Origin of the sequence: Streptomyces rimosus subsp. rimosus (assembly GCF_000720725.1) — a bacterium.
GTDB lineage: Bacteria > Actinomycetota > Actinomycetes > Streptomycetales > Streptomycetaceae > Streptomyces > Streptomyces rimosus_A.
Window position 1 is genome coordinate 1 of sequence record NZ_JOCQ01000071.1, and the last position, 16,881, is coordinate 16,881.

The window sequence follows — 16,881 nt, forward strand, 5'->3', positions numbered from 1 at the left end:
CAGCAGGGCGGCGCGGCGGCGCACGCCCCCGGACAGGCCCCCGCGGCGTCCGGCGGCGCGGCCCCGGCCCGCTGGCGGCCGTGGCGTTTCCGCATGTCCAACGACGTGTGGGGCACCCCCACGGTCGCGGGCGACCTGCTGTACGTGACGTCGTTCGAGGTGCACGCCCTCGACGTGGCCAGCGGGCGGCGGCAGTTCAAGACCCGCGACGTCGCCTGGACCATGTCCGTCGCGGACGGCCGTATCCACGCCTCGGACGGCCCCAGCCTGTACGCGCTCGACGCGGCCGACGGCACCGAGCGCTGGCGGCTGGGCAGCGAAGGCTGGATCTACGCGCTCAAGGCCGACCGGGGCACCGTCGTCACCGGCACCCGCGGCGGCGGCGTGCAGGCGTGGGAAGCGGCCACCGGCGAGCGGCTGTGGGAGACCGGCGGCGTACAGACCGACTTCGAGACCGCCGACCTGGGCCCGGTCGTGCACGAGGGAACGGTCTTCGTCTGGGCCGACGGGCGGCTGAAGGCCCTGGAGGCCCGTACCGGCGCCGAGCGCTGGTCGTACCCGGTGGGTGACGCGGTCTCCTGCGGCGGTGTCCCCGTACGGCTGCTGCCCGCCCCGGACGGCGCGGTGTACGTCACCGCCGGCACCCGCGTCCTGGCCATCGACATCGCGCGCGGCGAGGTGCGCTGGCACTTCGAGGCGCCCGCCGCCTTCCTCAGCCCGCCCGCGTACGCGCCGGGGCCCGCGGTCACCGGCGGCGGCATCTACCTGGCCGACTACCTCGGCACGGTCTACGCCCTGGACGCGGCCGACGGCCGGGACCGCTGGCGCATCGCCACCGAGGCGCGGCAGTCCACCGAACCGGTACTGGTCGCGGACGGCGCCGTGCACCTCGGCAGCGGCAAGGCGCTCTACACGCTCGACGCCGTCACGGGCACGCCGCGCTGGCGCTTCCAGGCGGGCGGCGAGGTGATCGGCGCGCCCGTCGTGGCGGACGGCCGGGTGCACTTCGGCTCCGCCGACCACTGCCTGTACACCCTCGACGCGATGGGCGGCCAGCTGCGCTGGAAGCTCGCCACCGGCGGCGAGATCACCGGCACACCGGTGGCCGCCGGGGGCGTGGTCTACGCGTGCAGCAAGGACCGCTGCGTGTACGCGCTGGACGCGGCCAAGGGGACGGGGCTGGCGCGGCGGTCCTGACGGTCCGCCGCTCTCAGATGTCGTCCCGCTTGACGGGCTTGATGGGCCGCGTCTCGTCGTCGGGCCGCGTCCCGGCGTCGGGCTGTGCCTCGTGGGGCCGGGGCGGCGGTTGTCCCGGATCGTCCGAGGCGGGCGGCATCCGGACCGCCCGGGTGGGCTGCTCGTCCGCGGCCTGCTGACCGGCTTCCGGCGGCGGATGGCCCGCGCCCGGCCACCGTACGGGCGGCTGGTGATGGGGCGTCGAGGGCGGCGGCGCACCGTACGCGGGCACACCCTGCGGCGGGGTGTCACCCGCCCGGATGGGGCCCGGCTCCCACTCGGGTCCGGCGGCCGGGTACGACTGCGGCCCGCCGTAGCGGTCGTCGAACCCGGCCTCACGGCGCCGGGCGCGCACACCCCGGCGCCCGCTCATCACCAGTGCCGCCAGCCACAGCACCGCGCCGCCGCCGAGGGCGCTCGCGACACCGATGCCCAGGCCCTGGTTCTCGTTCTCGCCGACCGTCAGGCTGCCCGCGGCCTGCCCCTGGCGGACCATCCACAGGATCGTGAAGCCGAGCACCACCGCGCCCGCCACGAAGACGAGCGCGCGGGAGCGCAGCAGGATGCCGAACAGGGTCACCACGGCAGCGAAGAGCATCGGCAGCAGGATGGAGCCGAACAGCTCGGCCTTCTCGCCGCTGATGCCCTGGAACAGGTCCTCGATACGGATCTCACGTCCGTGACGGCCGTCGTACCAGGCACGGAAGGGGCTCCAGACGGCGGCCGCCGCTCCGATGAGGGCCAGCACGGATCCGAGTACGTTGCGCACCACAGGCGTCGCCTCTCCGGTCGCTGATTCGTCCCGTTTCCCTCTGTAAACGACGCTACGCCCGACTGCTCGCGCGCGCCAGAGGTGCGCGTTTTACCAGGTCAGGAAGAGATTTTGGGTAATGCAAGGAGGTTGCTAGTCTGCCGTGCACTCGTCAAGAACACATAAGGACGAGGGTGCGCCGCGCGTGCGGCGCGGTACTTCAACGGGGTCAACGGGGGCACAACAGCATGAAGTTCCGTCATGTCCGCATGGTCGCAGCGGCCGGAGTGGTGGTGGTCGCGCTGACCGGTGCCCGGCACTCGCACGGCGGCGGCTGCGGCAGCAGCCACAGCAGCTCCAGCGGCGGCAGCAGCACGAGCGGCAGCACCAGCGGCGGTTACGAGGCGAGCACCGGCAGCAGCACCAGCAGCGGCAGCACCAGCGGCGGCTACGACGGCGGTACGAGCACCAGCGGCAGCTCCACCAGCGGCAGCTCCACGAGCGGCAGCACCTCCGGCTACACCAGCGGCGGCGGCAGCAGCCGCAGCGCCATGGGCGACATCAAGATCAACGGCTGCCAGTACAACGGCTCCGGCAGCCTGAAGACCACGGTCAGCGCCACCAACAGCTCGTCCACCACCAAGTACACCTACCTGCTGACGGTGAAGTTCACCGCGCCGGGCGGCAAGGACCTCGGCACCCGCCACCCGAGCATCCCGTACGTGATGCCGGGCCGCACCGACTCGCTCGACGTGACCCAGTACGTGCCGCGCGACGCCGCCGTCAGCGGTACGTACCGCTGCTCGGTCACCGACGTCCAGCGCACCCCGCTCTCCTGATGACGGCCCGCGCATTCCAGGGGCGGCGCATCGGCCGGGCCGCCGTGGCGGCCGGGCTGGTGGCCGCCACCGGGCTCGGGGTGGCCGGCTGCGGGGCGCTGCTGCCCGGCAGCCGCCCCAAGCTGCCACCGCCGCCGATGCCCAGCGGTTACGGCTCCTCGCCGTCGCCGTACGCCTCGTACACGCCGTCGTACTCGGAATCCCCGTCGCCCACGCCGGAGGAGACCTACGACCCGGACGGCCGCTCGGACGCGCGCGGCAACAACTGCCGCTACGACACGTCGGCCCGCCGCCTCGAATACTCGGTCTCGGTGACCAACCCGTCGCTGACCAAGACCTTCAAGTACGAGATGGCGGTCAACTGGATGAGGGACCGGCCCGCCGACGGCACGGCGCTCGGGCTGCACCAGCGCAGCATCATCGTCCGGCCGGGGCAGACCGAGACGTACACGGCCACGTACTACTACACCAACACCTCGACACAGCAGATGTGGTACACCTGCGAGATCCGCAGGGCCCGCAAGTCGGAGCTGTGAGCCGCGGCCGGCCGGAGCTGTGGGCCGCGGCCTTCGGGGCTGTGAGCCGCGGCCGGGTCAACGGACGCGGAAGTCCCGGGAGCGGGACGTGAAGAGGCCGGCCTGCCGTTCCGGCGGCAGGCTGCCCAGCGCGATCAGCTGTGGGGCGTGCGCCAGCGCCTGCGCCCGTACGGCCTCCCGCGACGCCCACAGCGCCCGTACGGTGCCCTGCACCGCCCCGGTCGGCTGCGCGGCGAGCACCGCGGCGGCGCGCCGGGCCGCGGCCACCGCGCCGCCCGGCGGCGTCAGTTCCGAGACCAGGCCCGTCTCGTAGGCGCGGCGGGCGCCGAGCCGTTCCGCCGTGCCCATCAGGGCCAGCCGCGCGGCCTCGCCGTACGGCATGCGCTGCGCCATGAACACCGACTCGTACGCGCTGACCATCCCGTACGACGTGTGCGGATCGAAGAACGTGGCCTCCTCCGAGGCGACCAGGAACTCGCACTCACCCAGCAGGTAGAACGCCCCGCCGCAGGCCATCCCCTCGACGGCCGCGACGACCGGCTTCCACAGGTCGTTCGCCTTCGGCCCGATGGCGAGCAGGGGGTCGTCGAGCGAGTACGGGGAGGACGGCTGCGGGACCTGTGCGGCGCGGTCGATACCGGTGCAGAAGGCTCTGCCTCCGGCTCCGGTCAGCACGATGGCGCGCACGTCGTCGTCGGAGCGGAACCCGCGCCATACGGACGCGAGCCGGTCGGCCGTCTCCAGGTCGATGGCGTTGTGACGCTGCGGCCGGTCGAGCGTGACCAGCGCGACGCCGTCCGCGCCCGTCTCCACGCGTACGCAAGGCGGCGTCACGGCCGCTCCAGCAGCCAGCGCGGCACGGTCACGCCCGGCGCCTGCTCGTGGAACACGACCTTGACCGGGGCGCCGATGCGGATACGCGCCGGATCGACGGAGTCCAGCGGCGCGTCCGGGGCCGCGACCAGATTGCCCACCAGGCGGATGCGCGGGGCGTCGGCCAGCTCCACCACGATGACGTTGTACGGGGCCTGCGCGGCGTAGGCGGGCAGCAGCGGCGGGTGCGGCAGGACGTACGACCAGATGCGGCCACGGCCGGACATCCGCTGCCAGCGGTCGTCGAACGATTGGCAGTGCGGGCAGCAGGGGCGGGGCGGGAAGCGGAGTTCGCCGCAGGCGGCGCAGCCCTGGACACGGAGTTCACCGCGGGCGGCGTACTGCCAGAAGGGGGCGCCGTCGTCGTCGGGGACGGGGAGGAGAAGGGCGTCGGCGTCGGGTGGGGGAGGCTCGGGGAACGGGCGCGTTCGGGGGGACGAGTGCGGTTCGGGGGATGGGCACGTTCGGGGGGACGGGCGCGGTTCGGGGGCGTTGTCAGTGGGCCCCGTCATGCTGGTGGACATGGACACTCAACTCCTCAGCAGCAGGGCCGATGTGGGTACCCCTTCCCCGGCCGTGACCAGGCAGGTGGCGGCGTCCGGGACCTGGGCGGTGGCGGTGCCGCGCAGTTGCCGGACACCTTCGGTGATGAGGTTGAAGCCGTGGACGTACGCCTCGCTGAGTCCGCCGCCCGCGGTGTTCAGGGGCAGCCGGCCGCCGGTCTCCAGGGCGCCGCCCTCGGTGAAGGCCGCGCCCTCGCCGCGCCCGCAGAAGCCGTAGCCCTCCAGGGAGAGCGGGATCAGCGGGGTGAACGCGTCGTAGATCTGCGCGACATCGACGTCCTCGGGGCCGAAGTCGGCCTGTTTCCACAGCTGCCGGGCGGCGGTCCAGGCCGGTCCGGTGAGCGGGTCGTCGGTCCAGTAGTTGACCATGCCGTGGTGCTGGGCGGGCAGGCCCTGCGCCGCGGAGTGCACATACACGGGGCGTTGGCGCAGGTCGCGGGCGCGTTCGGCGGCGACGACCACGCACGCCAGCGCGCCGTCGGTCTCCAGGCAGTTGTCGAAGAGGCACAGCGGCTCGCTGATCCAGCGGGCGGTCATGTACATCTCGCGGGTCAGCGGTCGCTCGTACATGACCGCGTCGGGGTTCTGGTTGGCGCGGTTGCGGCAGGCGAGGGCGACGTTGAAGAAGTGGTCGCGGGTGGCGCCGTATTCGTGCATGTAGCGCCGGGCGAGGATGCCGATCTCGTCGGCGGGGCGCAGCAGACCGAAGGGACGGGTCCATTGGGCGGGAGTGGGCAGTTGGACAGCGGTGTTCCGCCACGGGCGGGGCCCGGAACCGCGCTTGCGCGAGCGCCAGGCGACCCCGACGCTCGCCTGTCCGGTGGCGATGGCCGCCGCCAGGTGCGCCACGGTCGCGCACGAACCCCCGCCGCCGTAACCGGCCTTGGCGAAGAACGTGACGTCACCCGCGCCGATGGCCTTGGCGACCTCGACCTCGTCGGTCTCCTCCATGGTGTAGGAGGCGAAGGCGTCCACCTCGGACGGGGCGATCCCGGCGTCGTCCAGGGCGGCCACGATCGCCCGGCAGGCCAGCGCGCGCTCCGACTCGGGCAGCCGCTTGGCGAACGCCGTCTGCCCGATCCCGGCTATCACCGCCGCGTCCTTCAGGCCCGCCCCCATCGTCGCCCCCATCGTCACCTCCGTGGTCGGCCGGCCGCACGGCCCCCCGTGCGGCCGGCGCGGACATCCGTGCTGACAGCCGAGGAGGCTACCGCTAACCTGACGGGTAGTCAGCTCCTCGGTCCAGCCAGCGCTTCCGCGGGAGGTTGTGCGATGCGGCGTGCCGACCCGCCCCAGCCCGACGCCTTTGACCCGCGGGCCGGCCGGCCCGGGACCGATACCGCCGACCCCCGCGCCGACCTGGAGTACGGCACCGTCCCGCGCCTGGTCCGGGCCGCCGCCGAGCGGTACGGCCCGGCCGAGGCGGTCGCCGAGGGGCGCACCCGCCTGTCGTACGCGGAGCTGGGGGAGCGGGTCGAGCGGGCCGCGGCGGCGTGCCTCGCCGCCGGGGTCGAGCCCGGCGACCGGGTGGCCGTCTGGGCGCCCAACACCGCCGACTGGATCACCGCCGCGCTCGGCGCCGTCACCGCGGGCGCCGTCCTGGTCCCGGTCAACACCCGCTTCAAGGGCGCCGAAGCGGCCTACGTCCTGCGGCGCACCCGCGCCCGGCTGCTGTTCGTCACCGGCACCTTCCTCGGCACGTCGTACGTCGCCTCGCTGCGCCGCGCGACCGGCGAGGGCACCGGCCGCGGCCCGCTCCCCGGCCTGCCGCACCTCGAACGGGCCGTCGTCCTCTCCGGCGACGCCCCGGCCGGCTTCCACCCGTGGCAGGACTTCCTCGCGGCCGGTGAGGCGGTGACCACGGAAGCCGTACGGGACCGGGCCGACGCGATACGCCCCGACGACCCCTCGGACATCGTCTTCACCTCGGGCACCACCGGGCTCCCCAAAGGCGCGGTGATCACACACGCGCAGACCCTGCGCGCGTACGGCGTCTGGAGCGCCCTCGCCGGACTGGCGCCCGGCGACCGCTACCTGATCGTCAACCCGTTCTTCCACACCTTCGGCTACAAGGCCGGCATCCTCGCCTGCCTGCTGCGCGGGGCGACGATGATCCCGCAGCCGGTGTTCGGCGCCGCCACGGCGCTGGCCAACATCGCCGCCGAACGCGTCACGGTCCTCCCCGGCCCGCCCGCCCTCCACCAGCAGCTCCTGGACCACCCCGGGCGCGAGCGGTACGACCTCGGCTCGCTGCGCCTGGTCGTCACCGGCGCGGCCGTGGTGCCGCTCGCCCTGGTCGAACGGCTCCGCGCCGAGCTGGGCGTCGCGACCGTACTGACCGCCTACGGCCTCTCGGAAAGCTCCGGCATCGTCACGATGTGCCGCCGCGGCGACCCGCCCGAGGTCGTCGCGGCCACCTCCGGACGGGCCGTACCCGGCACGGAGATACGGGTCGTGGACACCGGCGGCCGGGCGGTGCCGGCCGGTACCGCGGGGGAGGTGCTGGTCCGCGGCTACCAGGTGATGTCCGGCTACTTCGAGGACCCGCGGGCCACCGCGGAGGTGCTCACCGAGGACGGCTGGCTGCGCACGGGGGACATCGGCGTCCTGGACGGCGACGGCAACCTGCGCATCACCGACCGCCTCAAGGACATGTTCATCGTCGGCGGCTTCAACGCCTACCCCGCCGAGATAGAGCACCTGCTGGCCCGCCACCCGGACGTGGCCGAGGTCGCCGTCGTCGGCGTCCCCGACGCGCGGCTGGGCGAGGTCGGCAAGGCGTACGCGGTCCGCCGCCCGCGGTCCGCGCTGACGGCGGACGAGCTGATCGCGTGGGCCCGGCGGGAGATGGCCAACTACAAGGTGCCCAGGGAGGTCGCGTTCGTCCCGGCGCTGCCGCGCAACGCGAGCGGCAAGGTCGTCAAGGGGGAGCTGCGGGGCGGCGCCCGCGGGTGATTACCGGCGTGTTAGCGCGGTGTTAGCGGTGCCCGGCACCTTTGTGTACGTACCAACGAACACCGCCGCACGCCCTTGGGGGACCCGCATGACCAGCTTCTCCGCCGCCGCCTTCCGCCGTGGCCGCCGTATCGCCGCCGCCTCGGTCGTCGCCATCGCGGCGTTCTCACTGACCGCGTGCAACGCCCCGGGCGGCGACGACCCGAAGCCGGGCAAGAGCGCCGCGAGCGAAGCGCCCGGGAACGGCACGGCCGGGAACGGCACGGCGGGGAACGACACGTCCGGTACGTCCGGCGGCTCGGGCTCGTCCGGCGGCTCTGGTGCGACCGGCGGCTCTGGCTCGTCCGGCGGAACCGGCTCGACCGGCGGCTCGGGCTCCGCCGGAGGCGGCACCGGGGCCGCCGGGTCCACCGGCTCCGGCAGCGGTAAGGGCACGGGTACAGGTACGGGCACCGGCCACAAGGGCGGCAACGTCACCGTGAACGGCACGCTGAAGTACCTCGCCCCGGGCAAGTACACCGTGGCCCCCGAGTCCGGCATGGAGCAGGCGTTCTTCACCGCGACCGACACCCGGATCCTCGGCGCGACGACCATCTGCGGCGGCCCCGACGGTACGGTCACCATCGACAAGGGCAGCTACGGCACCACCTCCTGCACCGAGGAACAGCTCGAAAAGGCGGCCAAGAGGAACACGGTCAAGGTCCGCGTCACGGTCAGGAAGGGCATCGCGACGCAGGTCGTGGAGCGCTACCACCCGTGAGCGCCGGGGGCCGGGCGGCAGGACGATGGGGCGGCAGGCGGCCTCGGGCCCACCTGAATGGCCCCGCCCGCCTCGTGTCCTCCCGGCCCCGCGTGATTGCCTGGCAAGCACCCTGTCGTGGGAGGTGTGGGTGGCATGACCAGTCCGTATCCCGACGGGCCCGAGCCCGGCGGCCCCGTGCCCGAGCCGCCGGACCCGCCCGGTCCGGACCCCAGGCCGGGACCCGAACCGGGCCCGCCCTATCCGCCGCCTCCAGGCCCCAGCGACCCGATGGGCCCCGACCCGATCCCCCGGCCGTCGGACCCGGACGCGGCCCCCGAACCCTGCCCGCAACCGGGACCGCTCGCCTGACCACCGACCCGCCCGCCTGACCACCGGGCCGCTCGCCCGACCACCGGGCCGCGGCAAGCCCCGCCGGTCAGGCGCGCCGGTCAGACCCCGCCCCCGTACCGCTCCCGCAGTACCGCCTTGAGCACCTTGTTCAGCGGCCCGCCCCGCGGAAGCTCGGGCAGGACTTCCAGCTGCTCCGGCAGCTTCTGGGGCATCAGGCCGGAGTCGCGCAGGTGCGCGGTCAGCGCCGGGAGCGTCAGCGGTCCGCCGGCCGTTCCGGCGAGGGTCACCACCGCGCAGACCCGCTCGCCGCGTTCGCGGTCGGGCAGCCCGATCACGGCGGCTTCGGCCACCGCCGGGTGGGCACGGACCAGCTCCTCGACCTCCAGCGCGGAGATGTTCTCGCCCTTGCGGATGATGATGTCCTTCAGCCGTCCGGTCAGGACGAGGTGTCCGTCCGCGCGCAGCAGACCCAGGTCGCCGGTACGGAACCAGCCGTCCGCGTCGAAGGCCGCGGCCGTCAGCGCCGGGTCGGTGTAGCCGCGGCAGACCATCGGGCCGCGTACCGTGACCTCGCCCGACTCGCCGGTCGCCGCCCCCGTCCCGCCCGCGCGGACGATCCGTACCTCGGCGCCGGTCACCGGCTTGCCCACGGTGTGGGCGAGCTGTTCACCGGTGTCGTACGGCGTCCCCATGGCGATCATCGGGCACTCCGTCATCCCGTACCCGTGCACCACCGCACACCCCAGCTCGCGTACCGCCGCGTGGTACAGGTCGGGCGGCAGCGGCGCCCCGCCCCCGGAGAGCAGCCGCAGGGAGGGGATCAGCCGGTCCGCCGGGCCCGGCCCGCCGGACCCGCCGCGACGCCGCGCCTCGTCGAGGAACGCCTGGTAGAAGGCGGTGCTGCCGCCGGCCATCGTCACCCCGTGCCGCCGGTACGCCTCGGTCGCCGCCGCGGGGTCGAAGGTGTCCAGCACCACCGCGGGAAAGCCGCTGAGCAGCATCGCGATCACGTAGTCCGGGCCCGCGATGTGCGCGTACGGGAACGCCATCGAGCCGATGTCCGCGTCCGTCATGCCCAGCGCGGTGGCCAGTCCGATGCCGCCCGCGATGAGCGAGGCGTCGGTGTGCTCGACACCCTTGGGCTCGGCCGTCGTGCCCGAGGTGTAGTAGATCCACGTCGGTGTGGCGCGGTCCGGCTGGACGAACTCCGGGAGTACACCCTCGGGCGCCGCCTCCGGCAGCCCGTCCGCGACGGAGAGCACCCGCACGCCGCCGTCCGCCGCTTTGCGCACCGTGCCCGCGTAGTCGTGGCCGCGCCACTCGCCCGGCACGATCGCGTACTCCGCCGCCGACTCCCGCAGTGCGAAGCCGACTTCACGCTCCCGGTGCAGATGCAGCACCGGTATCTGTACGGCGCCGAGCCGGGCCAGCGCGAGCGACACCGCGACCGTCAGGGGCCAGGTGGGCAGCTGCCACAGCACCCGCGTCCCGGCGCCGATCCCCAGCCCCCGGAACCCGGCCGCCAGCCGCAGGGCCCGGTCGCGCACCCGGCCGAAGGCCAGGGCCCGGCCGGAGCCCCGGGTGCTCTCGTCGAAGAACATCGGCGCCCGCCGGGACATCCCGGCCCGGTATTCCATCAGCTCCCAGAGCGAACGCACACGATCGGCTTCGAACACGACGCGCCTCCTAGGGTGCGGGGGCGCGACGCTAGCAGAGTAGGTGACGTTCCGTCAGCAAGCTTGGCGGCGCGGAACAAGGGGGGAGCGGGAGACGTTGGGTACGGGCGTCCGCATCCCCACGTACAAGCGAGGAGACGTCATGCCGCTGACCACGGAAGAACGCGCGGAGTTCCTGGCCGAGCCGCACATCGGAGCGCTGTCGGTGGACTCCGGCGAGCCGGACCGCGCCCCGCTGACCGTGCCCATCTGGTACGCGTACGAGCCGGGCGGCGATCTGTGGATCACCACCGAGCGGGACTCGCGCAAGGCGCGGCTGATCGCGGCGGCGGGACGGTTCTCGCTGATGGTGGACCGGGTCACGCCGACGGTCCGCTATGTGTCGGTGGAGGGCGAGGTCGTCTCGACCGAGCCGACGACCGATGAGGAGACGCGCGCGATGGTCGAGCGCTACCTCCCGCCGGAGGCGGCGCAGGCGTACCTCAAGGAGGTGCAGCCGACGTTCGGCCCCGGCGTGACCATCCGGATGCGGCCCCGGCGCTGGCTGTCGTCGGACATGGGGCCGGTGGAGTAACCGGCCGTACGGTGCCGAAGGGGGCCGGGCCTCACGTCCGGCCCCCTGCGTGGGCGTACTTACGGGCGGTTGTTGTCGATGGGCATGGCGCGGTCGCCGTTCGTAGGCCGGTTGTTGTCCGGGAGCACGGAATTCTGGCCGTGGGTCGGCCGGTTGTTGTCCGGGGCGATGGAGCGGTCGGCCGCTATCGGGCGGTTGTTGTCCAGGGCGGCGGCACCGGCCGGAACCGCGGCCGCGCCCGCGACGGCGGCGGTGAAGGCGAGCGTGACGGCGGTGCGCTTGATACGGCTCATTCCAACTCCTTCATGGGGGAATCGCTTGTGAGTGACGCTAGTGGCAGGTGAGGCGTGTGATCGATCCCCCCGACTGGAAATAGCCATAAAAATAAGGGGAATTCATACGTCTACGGGTATGCCGCGGGGACCGGCTTCGATGGCTCCCCCCTCGATGCCATCGAAACCGGCCCCCGCGATCCCCCGGATCCCCCCGGATCCCCCGATCCCCGGGCCCGGCAGTCCCCCCTGGATCCCCCGATCCCCCGGACTGCCCGACCCGCAGTGGGTCTGTGTTGTCCCATAGGGCGGGCCGGTTCTTCCCCCGTGGCCCGCCCTACGGGCCGTTCCTTACGTCGGGTCGGCGATGGGGCGGTTGCTGTCACCCATCACGACCACGTTGCCGTCCTTGCCCGGCGCGGGCCGGGTGCCGTCCTCGGTGATCAGCTGGCCGTCGATGATCGGACGGTTGCTGTCCTGAGGCGCGATGGGACGGTTGCTGTCCATGGGCTGAATCGGCCGGTTGCTGTCCATCGGCTGGATCGGCCGGTTGCTGTCCATGGGCTGGATGGGACGGTTACTGTCCATCGGCTGGATGGGGCGATTGCTGTCCATCGGCTGGATGGGACGGTTACTGTCCATGGGCTGGATAGGACGGTTGCTGTCCAGCGGCTTGACGATGTCCTTGTCGTCGTCCTTTCGAGCCTGATTCTGAGTGCTCACGGTGATCAACTCCGTTGTGTGGGCGCAATCCGGTCCACCCGCCCGGCAACTCCCCCGTGGGTCGCCGGACGGGTGGACCAGGGCCGGACACCTTGCGGTGGGGCCTGGTCACCGAGCCGCTTGCCCCCCGAGGCGGCGGATCGGTAATTAGAGAGTGGCCCCTCGCGATGAACGATCGATAAACGCCCGAAGCCCGAGGTCCGGGCCGGTTTTATGCCACCGCGACAGGGGCGATGAGATTGTGTACCTCACCGTCCATGGGCAGGCCCATCTGCTCGTGGATGGACATGACCTCCTGCCAGCAGACCTTCGCCCGGCCGGTGTGGCCGATCTGGTTCAGGGCGTGGCCCAGCGTCGTCAGCGCGTGGGCGCGCCAGCGGACCCCGCCGATTCCCCGCAGCGCGGAGAGCGCCTGTTCGGCGTAGTTGGCCGCGCTGGCCGGGCGGCGGGCCGCGAGATCCACCTCGGCGAGCCGCAGATAGGTCATGCCCTCCCAGAACCGCTGCCGGCTGTCGCGGAAGATGGCCAGCGCCTCGGTCAGCTGCGCGGTGGCCTCGTCCAGTCTGTTGGCGCGGGTCAGGGCCATACCGAGCGCGTACATGCCGTTGGCGAGCCGGCGGGAGGCGCCGGCCTCCCGGTAGCAGGCGGTGCCCTGCTCGGCGAGCCGGATGGCGCTCTCGACGCGTCCGGTGTCCAGGTGCAGGCGCGAGAGATTGTTCAGCGCGCTGGCCTCGGACTGCTTGTTGTTGTTCTCGCGGAAGGCGAGCAGGGCCTGGTTCAGATAGCCCTCCGCCTCCTCGTAGCGGTGCAGGATGCTGGCGATGATGCCGCGGTCGTTGGGGCCGTTGGAGGCGGCGAAGGAGTCACCGGCCGCCAGCCCCAGCAGGGTCGCCAGCTTCGCGTGCTCGTCGGCCTCGTTGAGCCGTCCCGACTGGGTGTAGATCGGGGACAGTGCCCAGTGGGCGCGGCCCTCGGCGTACTGGTCGCCCGCCCGGCGCGCGGCGGCCAGCAGGGTGAGGCTGGCCTGCTCGTACTGCCGGTTGTTGGCGCCGGACTCGGCCATGTCCCGGGTCAGCAGCAGCAGGTCGACGGCGCGCCGCAGCGCCTTCTCGCCGGTGTTCTGCAGCGCGCAGGCGATCAGGCACCGGGTCTCGCTGAACAGCCAGCTCAGCGCCTCGTGACGGTCGCCGAAGACCAGGCCGGGGTAGTGCGGCGTCTCGGTGTGGTCGGCCAGCCGGTCGCCGGGGCGCTCCAGCGCGTACATGTGGGCGGCGGTGGCCAGGTAGAAGTCCAGCAGCCGGGACAGCGCCGCCTCGCGCTCCTCAGGAGGCTGCTCGTCGCGCTCGGCGCACGAGCGGGCGTACAGCCGCACCAGGTCGTGGAAGCGGTAGCGGCCGGGGGCCGCGGACTCCAGGAGGGAGGTGTCCACGAGCGATTCGAGGAGTTCCTCGGCGGCGTCGGTGTCCATGTCGAGCAGGGCGGCCGCGGCGGCGAGCGAGATGTCGGGCCCGTCGGCCAGCCCGAGCAGCCGGAAGGCGCGCGCCTGGCGGGGCTCCAGCTGCTTGTAGCCCAGCTCGAAGCTGGAGTTCACGGCGAGGTCGCCGGCGCGCAGCTCGTCCAGCCTGCGGCGCTCGTCGGCGAGCTTGCGGGCCAGTACGGAGACGGTCCAGGTGCGCCGGGCGGCCAGCCGGGACGCGGCGATACGGATGGCCAGCGGCAGGAACCCGCAGGCGCCGACCACGTCCATGGACGCCTCGCGCTCGGCGTTCACCCGTTCCTCGCCCACGATGAGCGTGAAGAGGGTGAACGCTTCGTCGGGGCTCATCACGTCCAGGTCGACCAGGTGGGCGCCGGCCAGGTCTATCATCCGGACCCGGCTGGTGATCAGCGCGGCGCAGCCGTCCGTACCGGGCAGCAGCGGGCGGACCTGGGCGGCGTCGCGGGCGTTGTCCAGGAGGGCGAGCACGCGGCGCCCGGCGAGGGCCGAGCGGTAGAGGGCGGCCCGCTCCTCGACGCCGTTCGGGATGGAGGCGTCCGGTGTCCCGAGCGCGCGCAGGAAGGCGCCCAGTACCGCTTCCGGGTCGGACGGGGAGTGCCCGGCGCCCTGGAGGTCCACGTACAGCTGGCCGTCCGGGAAGTGCGCGTGGGCGGCGTGCGCGACGTGGACGGCGAGGGTGGTCTTGCCGACGCCGCCGATGCCGGTGAGCGCCGAGACGGCCATCACGCTGCCCTCGGCGGTGGCCAGCTGCTCGCTCAGCTCCGTGACGAAGGCGGCGCGTCCGGTGAAGTCGGCGACGGTGGCCGGAAGTTGCTGTGGCCGCACGAAGACCGGCTCGGCCGGGTCGCGCGCCTCGGGCGGCATGGTGGGCGCGTCCAGCTCCGTGTCCGCGCGCAGGATGCGCTGCTGGAGGTCGGACAGCGACGCGCAGGGGTCCACCCCCAGCTCATCGGCGAGCAGACGGCGGGTGTCGGCGTATACGGCGAGTGCCTCGGCCTGGCGGCCACTGCGGTACAGCGCCAGCATGAGGAGTTCTCGCAGCCGCTCGCGCAGGGGGTGCGAGGCGGTCAGCGCGGTCAGCTCCGAGACGGCCTCGGCGTGGCAGCCCAGTTCCAGATCCAGTTCCAGGCGCGTCTCCATGAGGGACAGGCGCCACTCCACCAGGCGGGTGCGCTGGTTCTCCGCGTACGGCCCGGCGAGGTTGGCCAGCGGCTCGCCGTCCCACAGTGCGAGCGCGGAGTCCAGGAGGTCGCGGGCCCGGCAGCGGTCGCCGGCCGCCCGGGCCTTCTCGGCGTCGCCCGCATACTGCTCGGCGTGGTCCATGTCCAGGTCCAGCGGCTGGTGGTCCACCGGGCGGATGGCATAGCCGCCGGACTCGCTGACCAGGGTGTCCGCGTCGGCGCCCAGCGCCTTGCGGATGCGTGAGGCGTACGTGCGCAGCGCCGCGAGGGCGGCGTGCGGCGGTTCGTCGCCCCACAGGGCGTCGACGAGTTCGGATGCGGTGGCGGTGCGGCCGCCCCGCAGCAGAAGGGCGGCCAGCAGCGCGCGCTGCTGCGGGGAGCCGGCCGCCAGTGGGGTCGCGCCGCGCCAGGCCCGTACGGGACCGAGCACGGTGAAGCGGAGCCGCTCCTGGCTCTGCCCCGGACCGTCGTCCATGGTGTCCCCCTGCCCTGTGCACTTCGTTCGCATCGGCCAGTCTGCCTTGTCGTAGCCCCTTACGTCAGTAGGGGTCCAGTCTCAGCACGGTCTCTCCACGCCCGGTGTTCGGGCTGGTGTTCGGCTGTGCGGCGGGTGGGACGGCGGGCTGTGAGCGGGTGCGCATTCCCGTGCGGATGCGCGTGCAGCTGCCCGTGCGCGGTCCGCGCACGGGCGTGCCGGGGAGCGTCGCTGCTCAGCCGCCCGTACGGCCGCCCGGCGTACGCGCCCGGCGCCGACCTGTGTCCTGTGCATCCAATCCCTCCCGTCACAGCATTACTGACGGCCCGTCAGTTCGGCGCTACGGTAAAAACATGGAGAGTTTTCCGAAGATAATCTCGGTGGACGACCACACGGTGGAGCCCCCCGATGTCTGGCGGGACCGCCTCCCCTCGAAATATCACGACATCGGCCCCCGAATCGTCCGCGCTCCGGTGGCGGAGATGACCTTCGCCGGCGGAAGATTCGCGCCGAAAATGGGCCGCCCGGGGGACCCCGGGCCGCTCGCCGACTGGTGGGTCTACGAGGACCTGCACCGCCCGCTGACCCGCCTCGACACCGCCGTCGGGTACGCCCGGGACGAGATCAGACTCGAAGGCATCACCTACGAGCAGATGCGCCCCGGCTCCTTCAGCGTGCCGGAGCGGCTGGCCGACATGGACGCCAACCACGTGCAGTCCGCCCTGTGTTTCCCCACGTTCCCGCGCTTTTGCGGGCAAACCTTCACGGAGGCCAAGGACCGCGAGCTGGGGCTGCTGGGCGTGCGCGCGTACAACGACTGGATGGTCGAGGAGTGGTGCGGCCCGGCCGCGCGCGGACGCCTCATACCGCTCACGCTCATCCCGTTGTGGGACCCGGAGCTGGCCGCCGAGGAGGTGCGCCGGAACGCGGAACGGGGCGTACGGGCGGTCTGTTTCAGCGAGATTCCGCCACATCTGGGACTGCCCAGCATGCACACCGGGCACTGGGACCCCTTCCTGCGGGCCTGCGACGAGACCGGGACGGTCATCGCCATGCACATCGGCTCCTCCAGCCGGATGCCGTCCACCTCCGCCGACGCGCCGCCCGCCGTCGGCTCCACGATCACCTTCGCCAACTGCTGCTTCTCCATGGTCGACTGGCTGATGAGCGGCGCCTTCGACCGCTTCCCCGGCCTGAAGGTCATGTACGCGGAGGGGCAGATCGGGTGGATCCCGTACATCCTGGAGCGCGCGGATGTGGTCTGGGAGGAGAACCGCGGCTGGGGCGGCGTCGCCGACAAGGTGCTGCGCCCGCCGTCCGAGCTCTTCGCCGGGCATGTGTACGGCTGCTTCTTCGACGACGCCTTCGGCCTGCGCAACCTGGACGCGATCGGCGTCGGCAACGTCCTGTACGAGACCGACTATCCGCACTCGGACTCCACCTGGCCGCGGTCGCGGGAGGTCGGCGAGGCCCAGATGGGCCACCTGGCGCCGGATGTGGTCGAGCGGATCGTCCGCGGCAACGCCATCGAGCTGCTGGGGCTGACGCCGGAAGGGCTGTGGGCGCACGCGTCCTGAGTCACCATGGGACGGGCGGCCGGGACCGGGCCGCCCGCGCGGACCGCGCCCGCGGGGGC

The 16,881-nt window shown here is 72.9% G+C and carries 15 protein-coding genes; 7 read left to right on the plus strand and 8 right to left on the minus strand.

Annotated features, from left to right (window positions below; translation table 11 throughout):
* Positions 1-1,197: outer membrane protein assembly factor BamB family protein (locus tag IH45_RS0129425; protein WP_030675131.1), on the plus strand; the 1,197-nt coding region annotated here is incomplete at its 5' end.
* Between the two features lie 13 nt (positions 1,198-1,210).
* Here IH45_RS0129425 and IH45_RS1000000150230 read toward each other — a convergent pair.
* Positions 1,211-2,008 (minus strand): MFS transporter, encoded by a 798-nt coding sequence (locus tag IH45_RS1000000150230; RefSeq protein ID WP_234440722.1) that lies wholly within the window; start codon positions 2,006-2,008, stop codon positions 1,211-1,213.
* Between the two features lie 227 nt (positions 2,009-2,235).
* Between IH45_RS1000000150230 and IH45_RS1000000148150 the strand changes: the two genes are divergently transcribed.
* Together IH45_RS1000000148150 and IH45_RS0129440 are read left to right on the plus strand one after the other, a co-directional pair.
* Entirely contained in the window at positions 2,236-2,826 is a 591-nt protein-coding gene (locus IH45_RS1000000148150; protein WP_107058744.1) for a hypothetical protein, read from the plus strand.
* Positions 2,826-3,362: a hypothetical protein gene (locus tag IH45_RS0129440; RefSeq protein ID WP_050515270.1), complete on the plus strand. Its 537-nt coding sequence runs from the start codon at positions 2,826-2,828 to the stop codon at positions 3,360-3,362. The genes IH45_RS1000000148150 and IH45_RS0129440 overlap by 1 nt, the downstream gene beginning before the upstream one ends.
* A 57-nt stretch (positions 3,363-3,419) precedes the next feature.
* Here IH45_RS0129440 and IH45_RS0129445 read toward each other — a convergent pair whose 3' ends face one another.
* The 3 genes from IH45_RS0129445 to IH45_RS0129455 are packed head-to-tail and all read right to left on the minus strand — an operon-like array spanning position 3,420 to position 5,917.
* Positions 3,420-4,196 carry an enoyl-CoA hydratase/isomerase family protein gene (locus IH45_RS0129445; protein WP_032918661.1) on the minus strand — a complete coding sequence of 259 codons (777 nt, stop codon included), beginning with the start codon at positions 4,194-4,196 and terminating at the stop codon, positions 3,420-3,422.
* Entirely contained in the window at positions 4,193-4,759 is a 567-nt protein-coding gene (locus tag IH45_RS0129450) for a Zn-ribbon domain-containing OB-fold protein (protein WP_030675142.1), read from the minus strand. The genes IH45_RS0129445 and IH45_RS0129450 overlap by 4 nt, the downstream gene beginning before the upstream one ends.
* A gap of 6 nt (positions 4,760-4,765) precedes the next feature.
* Positions 4,766-5,917 carry a lipid-transfer protein gene (locus IH45_RS0129455; protein WP_030675145.1) on the minus strand — a complete coding sequence of 384 codons (1,152 nt, stop codon included), beginning with the start codon at positions 5,915-5,917 and terminating at the stop codon, positions 4,766-4,768.
* 153 nt (positions 5,918-6,070) lie between these two features.
* On the opposite strand from IH45_RS0129455, the gene IH45_RS0129460 reads away from it, so the two are divergent.
* Together IH45_RS0129460 and IH45_RS1000000148980 are read left to right on the plus strand one after the other, a co-directional pair.
* Positions 6,071-7,753 carry a FadD3 family acyl-CoA ligase gene (locus tag IH45_RS0129460; protein WP_234440723.1) on the plus strand — a complete coding sequence of 561 codons (1,683 nt, stop codon included), beginning with the start codon at positions 6,071-6,073 and terminating at the stop codon, positions 7,751-7,753.
* 88 nt (positions 7,754-7,841) lie between these two features.
* Positions 7,842-8,513 carry a hypothetical protein gene (locus IH45_RS1000000148980; RefSeq protein WP_030675151.1) on the plus strand — a complete coding sequence of 224 codons (672 nt, stop codon included), beginning with the start codon at positions 7,842-7,844 and terminating at the stop codon, positions 8,511-8,513.
* Positions 8,514-8,944: 431 nt separating this feature from the next.
* Here IH45_RS1000000148980 and IH45_RS0129470 read toward each other — a convergent pair whose 3' ends face one another.
* The gene (locus IH45_RS0129470) at positions 8,945-10,522 is read right to left on the minus strand and encodes a class I adenylate-forming enzyme family protein (protein ID WP_030675153.1); all 1,578 of its coding nucleotides are present in this window, start codon (positions 10,520-10,522) and stop codon (positions 8,945-8,947) included.
* Between the two features lie 142 nt (positions 10,523-10,664).
* On the opposite strand from IH45_RS0129470, the gene IH45_RS0129475 reads away from it, so the two are divergent.
* Positions 10,665-11,096 (plus strand): pyridoxamine 5'-phosphate oxidase family protein, encoded by a 432-nt coding sequence (locus IH45_RS0129475; protein WP_030675156.1) that lies wholly within the window; start codon positions 10,665-10,667, stop codon positions 11,094-11,096.
* Positions 11,097-11,155: 59 nt separating this feature from the next.
* On the opposite strand, the gene IH45_RS0129480 is transcribed toward IH45_RS0129475, so the two are convergent.
* The 3 genes from IH45_RS0129480 to IH45_RS0129490 form a co-directional block, all read right to left on the minus strand.
* Complete coding sequence (locus IH45_RS0129480) at positions 11,156-11,389, minus strand: hypothetical protein (protein WP_030675159.1); 234 nt, start codon at positions 11,387-11,389, stop codon at positions 11,156-11,158.
* A 330-nt stretch (positions 11,390-11,719) separates the two neighbouring features.
* The gene (locus IH45_RS0129485) at positions 11,720-12,091 is read right to left on the minus strand and encodes a hypothetical protein (protein WP_030675162.1); all 372 of its coding nucleotides are present in this window, start codon (positions 12,089-12,091) and stop codon (positions 11,720-11,722) included.
* Positions 12,092-12,302: 211 nt separating this feature from the next.
* On the minus strand, positions 12,303-15,245 hold the full coding sequence (locus IH45_RS0129490) for an AfsR/SARP family transcriptional regulator (RefSeq protein WP_030675166.1): 2,943 nt from the start codon (positions 15,243-15,245) through the stop codon (positions 12,303-12,305).
* Between the two features lie 353 nt (positions 15,246-15,598).
* Between IH45_RS0129490 and IH45_RS0129495 the strand changes: the two genes are divergently transcribed.
* Positions 15,599-16,822, plus strand: coding sequence for an amidohydrolase family protein (locus IH45_RS0129495; RefSeq protein ID WP_030675168.1), 1,224 nt, complete (start codon positions 15,599-15,601; stop codon positions 16,820-16,822).
* The last annotated feature ends 59 nt before the right edge of the window (positions 16,823-16,881 follow it).